Source organism: Salinimicrobium sp. 3283s, assembly GCF_039602225.1.
GTDB lineage: Bacteria > Bacteroidota > Bacteroidia > Flavobacteriales > Flavobacteriaceae > Salinimicrobium > Salinimicrobium profundisediminis.
Genome location: NZ_CP143631.1, coordinates 1,085,326 through 1,099,033 on the forward strand (window position 1 = coordinate 1,085,326; position 13,708 = coordinate 1,099,033).

14 protein-coding genes, 1 tRNA gene and 1 pseudogene are annotated in these 13,708 nt (G+C 40.0%); 6 read left to right on the forward strand and 10 right to left on the reverse strand.

Features of this window, described 5'->3' with window-relative positions; all coding sequences use genetic code 11:
• Positions 1 to 13 precede the first annotated feature (13 nt).
• The 5 genes from VS868_RS04755 (at position 14) to VS868_RS04775 (ending at position 5,347) form a co-directional block, all read left to right on the forward strand.
• Positions 14 to 1,216: an efflux RND transporter periplasmic adaptor subunit gene (locus VS868_RS04755; protein ID WP_345599366.1), complete on the forward strand. Its 1,203-nt coding sequence runs from the start codon at positions 14 to 16 to the stop codon at positions 1,214 to 1,216.
• A 3-nt stretch (positions 1,217 to 1,219) separates the two neighbouring features.
• Positions 1,220 to 1,636 carry a transcriptional repressor gene (locus VS868_RS04760; protein ID WP_189602851.1) on the forward strand — a complete coding sequence of 139 codons (417 nt, stop codon included), beginning with the start codon at positions 1,220 to 1,222 and terminating at the stop codon, positions 1,634 to 1,636.
• A gap of 164 nt (positions 1,637 to 1,800) precedes the next feature.
• Positions 1,801 to 3,804 carry a heavy metal translocating P-type ATPase gene (locus VS868_RS04765; RefSeq protein WP_189602850.1) on the forward strand — a complete coding sequence of 668 codons (2,004 nt, stop codon included), beginning with the start codon at positions 1,801 to 1,803 and terminating at the stop codon, positions 3,802 to 3,804.
• A gap of 10 nt (positions 3,805 to 3,814) precedes the next feature.
• A complete protein-coding gene (locus VS868_RS04770; RefSeq protein ID WP_189602849.1) occupies positions 3,815 to 4,447 on the forward strand; it encodes a cation transporter in 633 nt (210 codons plus the stop codon).
• Positions 4,448 to 4,858: 411 nt separating this feature from the next.
• Positions 4,859 to 5,347, forward strand: coding sequence for an asparaginase domain-containing protein (locus tag VS868_RS04775; RefSeq protein WP_189602848.1), 489 nt, complete (start codon positions 4,859 to 4,861; stop codon positions 5,345 to 5,347).
• Between the two features lie 574 nt (positions 5,348 to 5,921).
• On the opposite strand, the pseudogene VS868_RS04780 reads toward VS868_RS04775, so the two are convergent.
• The 9 genes and pseudogenes from VS868_RS04780 to VS868_RS04820 form a co-directional block, all read right to left on the reverse strand.
• A pseudogene (locus tag VS868_RS04780) lies at positions 5,922 to 6,317 on the reverse strand (DUF5712 family protein); the annotation flags it as partial.
• An 11-nt stretch (positions 6,318 to 6,328) separates the two neighbouring features.
• Complete coding sequence (locus tag VS868_RS04785; protein WP_345599367.1) at positions 6,329 to 6,709, reverse strand: BfmA/BtgA family mobilization protein; 381 nt, start codon at positions 6,707 to 6,709, stop codon at positions 6,329 to 6,331.
• A 430-nt stretch (positions 6,710 to 7,139) separates the two neighbouring features.
• On the reverse strand, positions 7,140 to 7,337 hold the full coding sequence (locus VS868_RS04790; RefSeq protein WP_189602825.1) for a hypothetical protein: 198 nt from the start codon (positions 7,335 to 7,337) through the stop codon (positions 7,140 to 7,142).
• Between the two features lie 11 nt (positions 7,338 to 7,348).
• Complete coding sequence (locus tag VS868_RS04795) at positions 7,349 to 7,798, reverse strand: JAB domain-containing protein (protein ID WP_168025956.1); 450 nt, start codon at positions 7,796 to 7,798, stop codon at positions 7,349 to 7,351.
• A gap of 73 nt (positions 7,799 to 7,871) precedes the next feature.
• Positions 7,872 to 8,228, reverse strand: coding sequence for a single-stranded DNA-binding protein (gene ssb, locus VS868_RS04800; RefSeq protein WP_189602817.1), 357 nt, complete (start codon positions 8,226 to 8,228; stop codon positions 7,872 to 7,874).
• A gap of 1,085 nt (positions 8,229 to 9,313) precedes the next feature.
• A tRNA-Met gene (locus VS868_RS04805) sits at positions 9,314 to 9,386 on the reverse strand.
• Between the two features lie 57 nt (positions 9,387 to 9,443).
• A complete protein-coding gene (locus VS868_RS04810; RefSeq protein WP_345599368.1) occupies positions 9,444 to 9,797 on the reverse strand; it encodes an STAS/SEC14 domain-containing protein in 354 nt (117 codons plus the stop codon).
• A gap of 81 nt (positions 9,798 to 9,878) precedes the next feature.
• Positions 9,879 to 10,061, reverse strand: a complete 183-nt coding sequence (locus tag VS868_RS04815) for a CPXCG motif-containing cysteine-rich protein (RefSeq protein ID WP_266068469.1) — start codon at positions 10,059 to 10,061, stop codon at positions 9,879 to 9,881.
• Positions 10,062 to 10,063: 2 nt separating this feature from the next.
• Positions 10,064 to 11,974 (reverse strand): ATP-binding cassette domain-containing protein, encoded by a 1,911-nt coding sequence (locus tag VS868_RS04820; protein ID WP_266068468.1) that lies wholly within the window; start codon positions 11,972 to 11,974, stop codon positions 10,064 to 10,066.
• 219 nt (positions 11,975 to 12,193) lie between these two features.
• Here VS868_RS04820 and VS868_RS04825 point away from each other — a divergent pair, with 219 nt between their 5' ends.
• Complete coding sequence (locus VS868_RS04825; RefSeq protein ID WP_345599369.1) at positions 12,194 to 12,580, forward strand: DUF983 domain-containing protein; 387 nt, start codon at positions 12,194 to 12,196, stop codon at positions 12,578 to 12,580.
• Here the strand turns inward: VS868_RS04825 and VS868_RS04830 are convergent.
• Positions 12,577 to 13,635 carry an FAD-binding oxidoreductase gene (locus VS868_RS04830; protein WP_345599370.1) on the reverse strand — a complete coding sequence of 353 codons (1,059 nt, stop codon included), beginning with the start codon at positions 13,633 to 13,635 and terminating at the stop codon, positions 12,577 to 12,579. The genes VS868_RS04825 and VS868_RS04830 overlap by 4 nt on opposite strands.
• Positions 13,636 to 13,708: the final 73 nt, after the last annotated feature.

Sequence of the window (13,708 nt, forward strand, 5' to 3'; positions counted from 1 at the left end):
AAAGAATAAAAAAATGAAAAAACATTTTATAAAATTGTTCACCCTATTTATTGCAACAAGCTTTTTTGTTGCTTGTAATAATGGAGGAGGCGAAGAAGGGGAAACTGCAGCTCAGGAAGAGCAGGCTCTAGAAGAAGGCGGTATGGGAGAAGTGCATCTCTCCGAACTCAAGTTTAATAGTCTGGGCATAAAAGTGGACACTCTGCCCACCCGTCCGCTTTCCGAGATAGTGGAAGCGACCGGGCAACTGAAAGTACCGCCACAATATGAGGCGACAGTAACTGCAATTTTAGGTGCCAACGTTACTTCTATTGAAGTTATTGAGGGCGATGAAGTTAGAAAAGGCCAAACCCTGGCGTATCTTTCCCACCCTAACCTCACAAGTTTACAGACTGATTATATGACAACTTACAGTCGTATGCAGAACCTGGAACAAGAATTTAATCGCCAGCAAAGGCTGTACGAACAGGAAGTTGGTTCGGGTAAATTATTTCAACAGGCACAGGCCGATTATCAGGTGGTACAGGCAGAGGTCAAGGGGTTGGAGTCACAGCTAAGACGGTTAAACCTAAATGTTACGTCGATACGAGAAGGAAATATTAATGAGAATATACCTGTGGTAAGTCCAATCCAGGGGAACATTGAAGATGTTAGTGTGAAGATAGGACAATATGTTGATCCTCAAACCGAGCTATTCGAAGTGATTAATACCGAACATGTACATGCCGATTTAATGGTATTTGCAAAAGATGTATACAAGATTAAAGAAGGGCAAAAAGTTTTACTTCAAATGGAATCCATACCAGGAAGATCTTATACTGCTGAGATATATTCCGTCGGTAAAAAGTTCGAGCAAAATCCCAAAGCTATTCACGTCCATGCAGAGATACAGGAGGAAACAGAAAACCTTGTTCCCGGTATGTATATCAACGGCAGGATTATTACAGGCACCGGTACGGAGGTGACGGCTTTGCCGGAGGAGGCCATTATTGAGGAAGAAGGAAAATTCTACATCTTCACCGCTGAAAAGCACGAGGAGAACGGGGAAACCGAATGGTCGTTTAAACCGGTGGAAGTGATCACAGGAGAAGAAAATGAAGGCTGGGTAGAAATTAAGTTACTGCAGCCTTTACCTGAAGATGCAAAGGTGGCGTGGAACAATGCTTATTACCTTATTGCAGAAATGAAGAAAGGGGAAACAGGTCATGACGATTAAACTATGAAAGCTATAGAAAAATTTTTAGAAGAGAAGCATGTGAGACCCACTGCTATGCGAATGCTTATATTCAAGTTTTTGGCACAGAAACAAGTGGCTGTAACATTAGCTGATATAGAGATAGCTTTTGAAAAAAGTGAAAGAACAACTATTTACCGTACCATTAAAACTTTTGAAAATAGCGGAATTGTTCACGTCATAGAAGATGGAAGTGGAGTATCTAAGTATGCACTTTGTGAGGCGGGCTGTAATTGTGAGCTCGACAGCGATCTTCATCTTCACTTTCACTGTGAAATTTGTAAAGAAACCCAATGTTTAACTGAAACTAAGATTCCGCATATTAACCTTCCGCCGGGTTTTACAGCAACTGACGCCAGTTTGGTAGTCAAAGGAACCTGTGACAAATGCAATAAGGAATAAGCATTTTTAAACTTTGCGATTCTAAAGCACATCCATCAGGAAAAAATGCACTTCCGTTGCAGGACTATATAGATTAATTTCGTTCCTGTAATTAATTATTAGATAGGAAAATGCCAGTTTTAATGGATTGGCTTTTTCTATTGAAAGACCTTTAATAAGAAGTTATGGCGAAAGACAAGGACTATAAAGACGCAGAATTACAAGATCCAACAATTACTTCTCCCAGAACGGCTGAAGAACCCGGACCAAAACCTGAAAAAGGTGAAGATAGCTGTTGTCCACCTCAGCATAATGGAGCAGGTAAAAATGAGGAAGAAAGATCTTCCTTTATTCCGACTATAGTAAGCTTGATACTTTTACTGTTTGGTATTGGGCTGGACTTTTTTGATGTGGAATGGTTTCAAGGATATCTGCGCTTAATTGTTTTTGGTGTTGCTTATGTTCTCGTTGGCGGGAAAGTTGTACAACATGCTGTGACCAACATCGCAAAAGGAAATATCTTCAATGAATTTTTTCTTATGACCATTGCCACTCTCGGGGCATTTTATATTGGAGAATATGCAGAAGGAGTTGCCGTAATGTTGTTTTACGTGATTGGAGAACATTTTCAGGAAGCAGCGGTTGCACGATCCCGTCGCTCAATAAAAGCTCTTATTGATAATCGTCCCGAGGAGGTTACATTGATCAAGAATGGACAAGTTTCAATTGTTAATCCGAAGAATGTGAACATTGGGGAAATCATCCAGATCAAACCCGGGGAGAAAGTAGCGCTTGACGGAGAAATGCTTAGTGAAAGCTCCTCCTTTAATACTGCCGCCCTTACAGGAGAATCAAAACCTGATACCAAGAAAAAAGGAGAGACAGTGCTTGCAGGGATGATAAACCTAGATAAGCTGGTTGAGCTAAAAGTAACTTCCGGTTATGAAGACAGTGCTTTATCAAAAATTCTCAAACTCGTTGAAGAAGCAGGTGGGAGGAAAGCAAAAACCCAAAAATTCATCACCCGCTTTGCAAAAATTTATACTCCGATCGTGGTTTTCTTCGCCATAGGTCTGGCGTTGCTGCCCTATTTCTTTGTCGACGCTTATATTTTTGAGGATTGGCTATACCGGGCCCTGGTATTTTTGGTGATCTCCTGTCCCTGTGCCCTGGTAATCTCCATTCCCCTGGGATATTTTGGAGGTATAGGCGCCGCTTCCCGCAACGGTCTTCTTTTTAAAGGCTCCAATTTTCTCGACCTCATTACAAAGGTAGATACCGTGGTAATGGACAAAACCGGAACACTCACTGAAGGAGTGTTTAAAGTACAGGAGGTAAAAGTCCAAAGTCTGGAAAAGGACCGGTTTTTGGCTCTGACAGCGGCATTGGAGAGCAAGTCCACCCATCCTATTGCTTCGGCAGTTGTAGAACACTCCGGGAACGCTTTCAAACAGCTGAAAGTGCAGAACGTAGAAGAAATTGCCGGACACGGATTAAAAGGAACGGTAGACGGGAAAGAACTTTTGGTCGGGAACGCGAAATTGTTGCGAAAGTTCAACATCTCCTATGCCCCGGAGATAGAGGAAATAGTGGAAACGATTGTTGTGGTAGCAATGGATGGTAAATATGAAGGTTACATAACTATTGCCGATCAAATTAAAGAAGATGCGGCGTTAGCCATAAAGCAACTTCGGGAGTATGGTATTGATAATATTGTAATGCTCTCTGGCGATAAAGATTCTATTGTTCAAAAAGTAGCGCGACAGTTAAAGATCGACAAAGCATACGGTGGACTACTGCCTCAGGACAAGGTGGCTAAGGTCGAGGAACTAAAGAAACAGGGGAAAAAGGTGGCATTCGTAGGAGACGGTATAAATGATGCCCCGGTGATCACCTTAGCCGATGTAGGAATGGCCATGGGAGCCTTAGGCTCTGACGCAGCAATAGAGACCGCAGATGTGGTGATACAAACAGATCAGCCGGGCAAAATCGGCACGGCCATTAAGATCGGCAAAAAAACGCGACAGATTGTATGGCAGAATATTGGCCTTGCCTTTGGAGTAAAGGCACTGGTGCTAATTTTTGGCGCATTTGGGGTAGCATCTTTATGGGAAGCAGTTTTTGCTGACGTGGGAGTGGCATTCTTAGCCATTTTGAATGCTGTGAGACTACAAAGGATAAAATTCTAAAACCAGCGAAATGAAAAATCAGCACCGGAAAAAGGATTTAAAAATAGCCAGGAAAATTCAGGTTTATAATATTATTTATGATATTATAGAAGTCGTAGTTTCTTTAATTGCAGGATTTACCTCTGGAAGTGCAGCCCTTATTGGTTGGGGTCTGGATAGTGTAATTGAAGTTGTTTCTGCCAGTACTTTATGGTGGCGTCTAAATGGTGAAATAGAGGGAATTGAGGACAATAAAGTCAGGAAAAGGGAAAAAATCACTTTGTTTGTAATCGCAGGATCTTTTCTCCTTGTAAGTGGTTATATTACTTACGATTCAATCACCAAGTTGATAAATGAAAATACCCCCAACTGGAGCACCCTTGGAATAATTATTTTGTTGGTCTCTTTAGTGGTTAATCCTATTTTAATATACTACAAACGAAAGTACGGTAAAAAATTGGACAGCAAAGAATTGCTTGCCGATTCAAAAGACACCTTCATATGCCTTTACCAAACAGTGGCAGTATTAGGTGGTTTATTAGCTGTTCGATATTTAGGTTGGTGGTGGGCTGACCCTGTGGCGGCTCTTCTTATTGTACCATATGCCTTAAAAGAAGGTTGGGGGGCGTTTAAAAATGGAAGAAATATTAGTTCGGACACATGAATAGGTTGTTATTAGTTTATTTAGAGGCTTGATATTTTTTAAAATGAAGTTATGAGTTGTTGGTTATGGGTCTTAATATTACTTGCTGTTAGTATTAAAACCTTTGAATCAATTGTTCCTATTGACTTCTTGTTTACTAGAGATATGCTCGCTTGCATTGCCTTGACCGCCTTTTCTGAGGATTCTTTGATTTCTCTGGCACTGGTTATAGAGCGGATATTGCAACTGCCCATATTGGCCCTTCCATCTCAAGTGTTACTGAGAATAAGGAACAGTAGCAACAATCTATCTTAGCTTTTAGTTGTTTGCTACAGGCAATTATCGTTCTCCTAGTCAAAAAATTCCATATTCAGTATTTACTAAAGAGCAAGTATCTTATCTTTAGTACGTATAATCTCAAATCTTACAATTTTGATACATATACTTACAACAGGTGGCACCATCGAAGGGCTGGATTGTGACCAAAAACAAAGCGCCGGGAAAACTTCACTAAGTAATTTTCTGGAAGCGGCGAATGTTTCTTTTTCTTTTTCCATAGAAGAAGTTTTCCAGAAAGATAGCAGATTTATTACATTTGATGACCGGGAGTATTTGGCAGAAAAAGTCCAAACCTCAGAATCTTCAAAAATTTTGATATCTCACGGCACTTTCACTATGGAAGAAACTGCAAAACATATAGCAGATCGAAAAATAAATAAAACGATAGTTCTCACCGGTTCCTTTATCCTGGGGTCCTCTCGAAATACAGATGCTCCATTCAATTTAGGCTATGCAATATGTGCCTTACAGTTTTTAAAACCAGATGTCTATGTGGCTATGAACGGCAGAATTTTTCATTGGAGCAATGTTGCTAAAAATTTAAAGACAAATAAGTTTGAGTCTAAAGATGAAACACAATGATGTTTGGCACTTCAATCCATTGGGGACGACCATTTTTTATTTATTGATTGACACCATTATTGAATTACTTGCTGTCATTCAAAATCCAAAGCTGAAATCCAGATATATTGCTTTCAGTCTGCTATAGTAAAGGTTTAGCTTTTAGTGAAAATCCAAGGCTTATCTTGTCAATTCATTACTCCGAATAACTACTACTAAATAATAGTTAAGATATTTTCCATAATAATAGAAGGTAACTGACTTGATAATGCTTAATTTCAAGATTAGATAATCAGGTGGAAAAGATAGAAGGCCTGGATAACGAATTAAAAAAAAGAAGCAACAGCTTTTATTAAAGAGTGCCCTAGAATCAGTAAATGCGTCTTTTTACCTATATCATCGAAGACACTTTTAAAATAAAGACAGCAGATCTATCACATTTGAAGACCGAAGTATTTGGTAGAAAAAATCCAAACCTCAAAAGCTTCAAAAATTTTTATATTCCACGGTACTTTCACTATGAAAGAAACTGCAGACCGTAAAATAAATAAAATGATAGTTCTCACCGGTTCCTTTATTCTGGGATCCTCTCGAAATAATATTTAATATCATCGATGCTAATCGGTCTTCCGTTGATTTCCCGATTGAAGGAAGCCACGTAGTCCTTCATCAGTTCTCGGGTGTATCTTTTTAGATCCTCGCTGTTGTTCTGTAACCGGTTCAGTTCGTATTTGGAAGGGCTGACCGTAATCGAATAGAATTTCGGTTCTGTCTTTTTGAGTTTGGCACCATTTCCATCAATTTCCTTTACAACTTCATCCGCTGATATTTCAACATCATATTGATTGAAAAAATGTTCCATACCTGCCTTGCCGGCAGGCAGGGCTCCCTGTTCCAGATCCTGGTTTTCCTTCTCCAGGTAGCCCACAAAATCCGCTGAACTTTGCGAGTAATTGTTCCCTAATTTTTGAGGTGTGATGGTAATGTACATAGCTCAAAAATTTACAGTTCATTCTTCTTATTTTGCTTTTCCTGAAAACGTACCTCCTTCTTCTCTTCAATAATTTTCTTTTCCAAAATCAACGGTTTCTTTTTAGGTTCTTCGGTTTGAAAAAGGGATTCCAACATTGCGACGGTGGGTTTGGTCTGGCTCTTTTCCATATCCCTCATAATGGCAATCACCGCATTTATACGTTTCTTTAAAGAAGCTTCGATTGTCCTTCCCGTAGGCCCCAATTTTTCCTTTGGGGAAATTTCGTTGTAGAAGAAAAAATCGAGCATTGTTGCCATTGCCTCGGTGTGCGATTTGAAGTGTGTCCTTGAAAATTCCTGAAAACGTTTTGCCGTTTCCTTTTTGAACCTGATGCCGATAAATGAGTCCATAATTGGCCGATTTGTCGCAAATCCTCCCCTAAAAATGGGCGTTCACAGGGCATTTGTCGCAAATTGTGAAAGGTCGGGAATTTTTTATTTTTTCAAGTTGCTGAATATAAGCATTTTGAAAATGAAAAGGAGTGCTTAACATCGCATCGCGTGTTACCCTCTTGCTACTCCTTTTCGTTCGCCACAGGCGAACAAAAATTCCGTACAATTTGGTCAAAAGCCAATTGCCAGTTTCAGGGAAATAATTTCCTGTTATGTATTTTTTTGATGGGTACGGTTATCAGCGAAAGTCAAAAAATGGATAACCCTACGTAAAATTAAATGCTGGAATTCAGCATAATAAAGATAATGATTTTTATTGAACTGAAGACAATTGAACAGAAAAACACCTCCAAAAATTTGGAGGTGCTGGACTATAAAGTTTAGATAATCAGATGTTGAATATGAAAGTATAGGAATATAAATTTCGCAATGCTTCTTCCTCTACCATCGTCTCAAAGCAGGTATAATTTTCTCTTACGTACGTGCGGATATCATTCCCAAATTTTCGTTCCACATCCTTTTTGGAATTCTCCAAAAGTCGGTTTTGGGCTTCTTCGGTCAGGTCTGAAAAATTAAGATAAATCATAAGCTTTCCATTTAAAGGATTCCTTCATCTGCAAAACTGAAATAATTTCCATCAGGTATCAGGATCAAATGGTCCAATACCTTAATATCAAATAATTCCCCTGCCTTTTTAATTTTTTGGGTCAGCCGTTTATCGGGTTCACTCGGTGTCAAGGTTCCGCTCGGGTGATTGTGGACCAAAATAACTGCCGTTGTCAAGCTCTTTAACAGTACGGCAAATAAGATGCGGACATCCACTAAAGTTCCTGTTATTCCTCCGTTAGAGGTTTCATATATTCCTTTTACCTTATTGGCATTGTTGAGCAGCATTATTTTAAAAGTCTCGTGCAGTTCAATAGTATCTTTGTTCCATTGGCTGTAGGCTAAATCTGCAGCACTTTGGGAACAGGTTATCTTGGGAAGCAAATTTGCTTTTAAACTTCCACTATAACTTATCGCGATTTCATTAACTTTGGTTTCCATTATGATCTGATTTAAAAGGTGAATAATGAAAGAGGGCGAGACTTTCGACCGTACCGCCCTCTTTGTTTTTAATTTACTCAATTGAATTATTGCCGTTCTTTACGCCTAACAAAAGGATTTCGTTGGCTTCCACTTCGGTAACATAGCGCTTAATGCCATCGTTATCCTCGTAACTACGGGATTTCAATTTTCCGCTAACTCCAATTTCCTTACCCTTTCCTGCATACTTCTCAATGATTTCTGCAGTTTTTCCCCAGGCGACTACGGTATGCCATTCCGTATTTTGCACTTTTTCGCCCTTGTCGTTTTTGTAATACTCATTGGTGGCAAGTGAAAAACGGGCTACTTTTTTACCGTTTTCGAGGTTGGTAATGGTTGGTTCCTGACCAACGTTTCCAATTAGCTGTACGTGATTTTTGATAGTACTCATAATAAAAGAATTAAAGATTACTTAATAGACTACCTGAACCTTTCAGGCAGTTTCCGTTTATATTTTTTTGAAGCGATTTACTTATTGTATCCTGAGCGTTTTCCTTTTTTTGTTTTTTTGGCCCCGCTTCCTTTCTGATGTTCTTGTACGATTTCATAATGTTCATTTTAGATTTACTTCCCGTAGTGCCGTCGCTGTTACCTTTTTTTGTTGCTTATACATTTTCAATATTTGGAATTGATAAAGACTTATAAAAGGGAGGCACGACCGGTTATGCAGTCTGTTCAACTTCCAAATGTTGGTATTTTGCTTACAAAAAAAGGGAAGGGACAGTGACGGCGCGGAAGTGCGTCTAAAGTCTTTATGTGAAGTACAAAAACATTGGAAGCGGGGCCAAAAGCAAGGATGGAAATCCGATTAAGCGGACTCCATTCCCGATTTGGAATTGGAATGAAGTGCGCTTCCCAGCATAGCGGGAAGCGCTAACGAAATGGAAAGGAGAAATTGGGGATGGTGTCCAAGACTTTTATAGTGAAGCTCTTTCCTCGCAATGGAGCTTTTTCTGCGGAATGAAGTGGGAATGTGCTGAACGGGCTATGAAAAACCGAAATTCTATTCTTAGCAGGGTTTAAAGCGGACTTAATTTTAAAGATGGAGATTGGGAATGTAGCGTTCCTGCCTTTTCGGCAGGGGTAGCGAAATGGAAATCGGAAGCTTTGAAGTTGTGTCCAAGATTTCTTGAATGATCCCGTATTTCCCGTAATGGAGCTTTTTCTGCGGAATTTAGGGGAATGGGCTGAGTGGTTTATGAAAATGAATTATCCTCTTGTAGTAAGATTTATGTCAGATTTGACTCAGAAGAATTGAGAAATGAGAACGGAATACCATCCTAACGATTATATTTCAGAAGAAAACATGTAGGGCAATTGTTTGGTCCTCTAGCAAATCAATAGAATATAGCATCAAATGAATTCAGTTGATAGTAAAAGATATAAAGTTTTTAAAAAAGCCAAATTCTGTACTTATTCTGTACTAGATGAAATAAAAAAAGGCTTCACATTTCTGTGAAGCCTTGTCTTTGCTAGTAGCGGGAACAGGACTCGAACCTGTGACCTTCGGGTTATGAGCCCGACGAGCTACCTACTGCTCTATCCCGCGATATTGGACTGCAAATATACAACCGATTTCTACTTTACCAAAGAAAAAAATAAAAAATTATTCAGAGATCCAGGCAAGGGCTGTCAACCGCTCCTCATTTGTAAAACTTTTGATATCAGTAGGCATAATAAGGTCTTTGATAAACATGCTGTTCCTCAGCCAATAAAGATCTGAAACCACTGCAATCTTCCTGAAACTTCTCGTGTGGTTCAGGTTAAAAGTCATTTGTTCTAAAAAAGCTTTAAAACCTAATTTGCTACCTCTCTTGATCTCAAAAAAGATACTAATCTCCTCATGAACTTCTATTTTATCCAGAATTTTAGCCTGCACATTTTCAATAAGCTCCTCATCCAGATCTGTATCTATTATTATTCCCACTACATTTTCAGCTAATTCAAAAGTTGATACCATACAATTCAAAAGGATTTTATTCTCTAATTTAGTGAAAATCTCCTAAGAAAAAAGGGAAATCATATATAACAACCTGATTATCTATTGCTCTATACTACTGACTTCAAATTCCTGCAGCTCGCCTGACTGGAATCTCACAGATATCTCTATAGGATTGCAACAAATCTCACAATCTTCAATATACCGCTGCCTCTTTACAGAAGTATCCAGCAACATAGAGATCTCTTCCCAACAGTAGGGACATTGAAAGAAATGTTCATACATGGCTAACTTACCTTTTCAAGCTCTTCCTGTACCTGCTCCCACTCCTTCATGGCTTTTTCAAGCTCCTTCTTTTTAAACTGGTAATTCTTGAAAAAGTCAGGACGCGCCATAGCCTTCTCATAGTTGTTAGCCAGTTCAAGGTCCTTCTCCTTTATTTCCCTTTCAAGTTTGGTGATCTTAGCTTCTATATTGCTCAGTTTGTTATTAAGGGATTTTAGCTTTTTTTGATTCTGGTAAGAGTCTTTATTGCTGCTTTCTTTTGGTGCCTGTTTTTGTACATCGCGTTTCTCCACCTCACGCATATCTACCAACTTTCGCTGCTCCAGGTAGTAATCTATATCTCCCAGGTACTGTTTTATTTTATGATCTTTAAATTCATAAACTTTATTGGTGAGCCCCTGAAGAAAATCCCTGTCGTGAGATACCAGGATCAATGTACCTTCAAAGCTTTTTAGAGCGTCTTTTAAAACGTTTTTGGACTTAATATCAAGGTGGTTGGTAGGCTCATCCATTACCAGCACATTAAAAGGCTGTAGCAACATTTTCGCCAGGGCCAAACGGTTTCTCTCGCCTCCCGAAAGCACTCTTACATATTTATCGACTTCATCGCCCCGAAAAAGAAAAGATCCAAGTATATCTCGCACCTTTGACCTGTTCTTCTCGTTGGCCGCATCTATCATAGTATCCAGAACAGTCTTTGAACCGTCTAAATATTCTGCCTGATTTTGAGCAAAATATCCTATTTGTACGTTATGCCCCAGTTTAAGCTCGCCTTTATAGTCCAGCTCGCCCACAATGATCTTTGCCAGCGTAGATTTACCCTGCCCGTTTTGTCCTACAAATGCAGTTTTTGAATCACGTTCAATCAAGAGGTCAATATCCTTCAGCACATTTTTATGCCCGTAACTCTTAGTGATATGATCAGCTTCAATAACCACCTTACCCGGCACCACAGAAACCGGAAACTTCAAATTCATCACCGAATTATCGTCCTCATCTACTTCAATACGGTCTACTTTGTCCAGCTTTTTAATGAGAGATTGTGCCATACTTGCTTTTGAAGCTTTGGCCCTGAATTTCTCAATCAGCTTTTCGGTCTGCTGAATTTGTTTCTCCTGGTTCTTTTGAGAAGCCAGCTGCTGCTCCCTCAATTCCTTCCGAAGAACAAGATATTTTGAATATGGTTTATTAAAGTCGTAAATCCTTCCAAGGGAGATCTCAATGGTCCTGTTGGTCACATTGTCGAGAAACATCTTATCGTGAGACACGATCACCACAGCTCCGGGATAGTTGTTAAGAAACCCTTCCAGCCAGATAATAGATTCAATATCCAGGTGGTTGGTAGGCTCATCCAATAGAAGAATATCGTTTTGCTGAAGCAGCAGTTTTGCCAGCTCAATCCGCATTCTCCATCCTCCCGAGAAGGTATCGGTAAGCTTGTTAAAATCATCACGTTTAAAACCGAGCCCCTGGAGAATACGTTCTGTCTCTCCCTGGTAGTTGTAACCCCCGTGAATCTCATATTGATGCTGCACATCATTGAGGTCTACCATTAGTTGATGGTACTCCTCACTTTCATAATCGGTACGCTCAGCAAGCTGGGTGTTGATTTCTTCGAGCTGTTTCTCCTGCTTCTTGATCTCTTCAAAAGCTTCATAAGACTCTTCAAGAACCGTACGCCCTTCTACAAAGTCTATATCCTGCTTAAGAAAACCGATTTTCAAATCCTTGTCAGATGCAATCTGGCCCGTATCGGGTTCCATTTCGCCCGAGAGGATCTTGAGCATGGTAGATTTTCCGGCCCCGTTTTTACCTATTAGCCCCACTCTGTCACCGCCACCAAGCCTAAAGGTGATCTCTTCAAACAAATATTCTCCGCCAAAGGAGACCGATAAATTATGTATATTCAACATTCCTCTTCAAAATTTCTGCAAAGATGCTCATTTTTTCAGGGTAAAAAAATAGGCTGCAGATTGATATAGCTAATTAAAAACCAGTTAGACTCAAAAGTGTTGCCATTATTACTTCGGAAGAAGGCTTTCAAGCACTCTATTTTCATTCTGCGGAAAACCTTTCAGAAGGCTTATTCTTTAGCTGAAAGATCCGTAAATTTGTAACTCTTACCGAAGCTTATGAACTCATTAAAAGGAAATAAACTGTACAGCATTTTCACAGGTACCTGCCCCGTTTGCCAGGAAGAGAGTATGTATAAGGAAGATAACCCTTACAAGATCTCGAAGCTATTTGCCATGCACGATCGCTGTTCAAACTGTGGCACCAAGTATAAAATGGAACCTTCTTTTTTCTTTGGAGCCATGTACGTGAGCTATGCGGTGGGAATTGCCTTCGCCACCGCTGCATTTGTAATTTCTCACTTCCTGTTAAACCTGACTTTATTACCAACCTTTATCATCATAGTAGCAACCTTGGTTGTGTTCTTGCCGGTCATAGTGCGATGGAGTAGAAATATATGGGTCAATTTCTTTTTTAGTTACGATCCAAAAAAGGCAAAAAGCTAGGCTCTTTTATACCACTTTCGGGTAAACCTGGAGATGTCAATCTCTGGATCCAGTTCTTTACCTTCATCAATAAAATCTAAAAGTTCTTCAGAAATTGATGGAGCTATTAAGATTCCGCGGCTTCCAAAACCATTGCATGTATAGAGATTTTTGTGGTACGGGTGCTGCCCCACCATTGGTCTACGGTCTATCGTAGAAGGTCGCAAGCCCGCAACCTGATCTACCACTTCAAAATCGGTTTTAATAAGATCCTTCAGTTTTTCAACCAGCTCTTCCCTGGCTGCCTGGGTGGGTTCGGGAGTTTTATCGGTATTGCTGTAGGTTGCCCCTACGGCATAATGATCTCCACCTGCCGGAAAAATAAAGATCGAAGATTTTACGCCTACTTCCAGGTCGAGTCCCTGTGCTTTAATGATGATATACTCCCCTTTATTTCCTCTTAACGGAAGATAGCTGAAATAGGAATTCTTCTGAATCCCAAAACCTTCGCAAAAAATGACATTTTTGGCACCTATGTTTTTGTAGTGAACCCCCGAATCGGTTAATTGTAGTGCATCATGATCAAAAGTTTCCTTTACAAGCCAGCCCTTCTCCTGAAGGTGTTCAGAATAGGACTCCAAAAGGTAACGCGGATCAATTCGGGATGTTTTCAATACTTTTCCGAAGGAAAACTTCCCCGGAATATGTTTATTGACCGAAGCAACAAGCTTTGTATCGAGAAAAGGGGCGATTTTAGGCTTATCGGCGGCTGCAAACCAATTGTTCTGCTCTTCTATTGACGAAAACCTTCTGTACACCTCCAGAGGGCCTAAAAAGGTCTTTTCGAGGTGCGCTTCCATATCCTTATAGAAGGCGTATGCTTTTTCCAGTTGCTCATCGGCCTTCCAGGCCAGGGTGAAGCGCTTCAGGATAACAGGATTCATGAATCCGCCGGCAACTTTTGAAGCTTCCTGGCTGTCATCATCAAAAACAACAAAGGATTTTCCGGCTTTTTCGAGCCTGTATGCAAGGCAGGTTCCACTAAGGCCCGCCCCAACAATAATATAGTCTTTCATGTTACAAAATTAGATATAAAAAAACGCCTTTTCGGGGAAGAAAAGGCGTTATAAATTCATTCATGCGAACAGT

Coding starts and splice junctions, on each gene's coding strand:
- VS868_RS04755 (WP_345599366.1), top strand. CDS start 14: ATGAAAAAACATTTTATAAAATTGTTCACCCTATTTATTGCAACAAGC.
- VS868_RS04760 (WP_189602851.1), top strand. CDS start 1,220: ATGAAAGCTATAGAAAAATTTTTAGAAGAGAAGCATGTGAGACCCACT.
- VS868_RS04765 (WP_189602850.1), top strand. CDS start 1,801: ATGGCGAAAGACAAGGACTATAAAGACGCAGAATTACAAGATCCAACA.
- VS868_RS04770 (WP_189602849.1), top strand. CDS start 3,815: ATGAAAAATCAGCACCGGAAAAAGGATTTAAAAATAGCCAGGAAAATT.
- VS868_RS04785 (WP_345599367.1), bottom strand. CDS start 6,709: ATGGACTCATTTATCGGCATCAGGTTCAAAAAGGAAACGGCAAAACGT.
- VS868_RS04790 (WP_189602825.1), bottom strand. CDS start 7,337: ATGATTTATCTTAATTTTTCAGACCTGACCGAAGAAGCCCAAAACCGA.
- VS868_RS04795 (WP_168025956.1), bottom strand. CDS start 7,798: ATGGAAACCAAAGTTAATGAAATCGCGATAAGTTATAGTGGAAGTTTA.
- ssb (WP_189602817.1), bottom strand. CDS start 8,228: ATGAGTACTATCAAAAATCACGTACAGCTAATTGGAAACGTTGGTCAG.
- VS868_RS04810 (WP_345599368.1), bottom strand. CDS start 9,797: ATGGTATCAACTTTTGAATTAGCTGAAAATGTAGTGGGAATAATAATA.
- VS868_RS04815 (WP_266068469.1), bottom strand. CDS start 10,061: ATGTATGAACATTTCTTTCAATGTCCCTACTGTTGGGAAGAGATCTCT.
- VS868_RS04820 (WP_266068468.1), bottom strand. CDS start 11,974: ATGTTGAATATACATAATTTATCGGTCTCCTTTGGCGGAGAATATTTG.
- VS868_RS04825 (WP_345599369.1), top strand. CDS start 12,194: ATGAACTCATTAAAAGGAAATAAACTGTACAGCATTTTCACAGGTACC.
- VS868_RS04830 (WP_345599370.1), bottom strand. CDS start 13,635: ATGAAAGACTATATTATTGTTGGGGCGGGCCTTAGTGGAACCTGCCTT.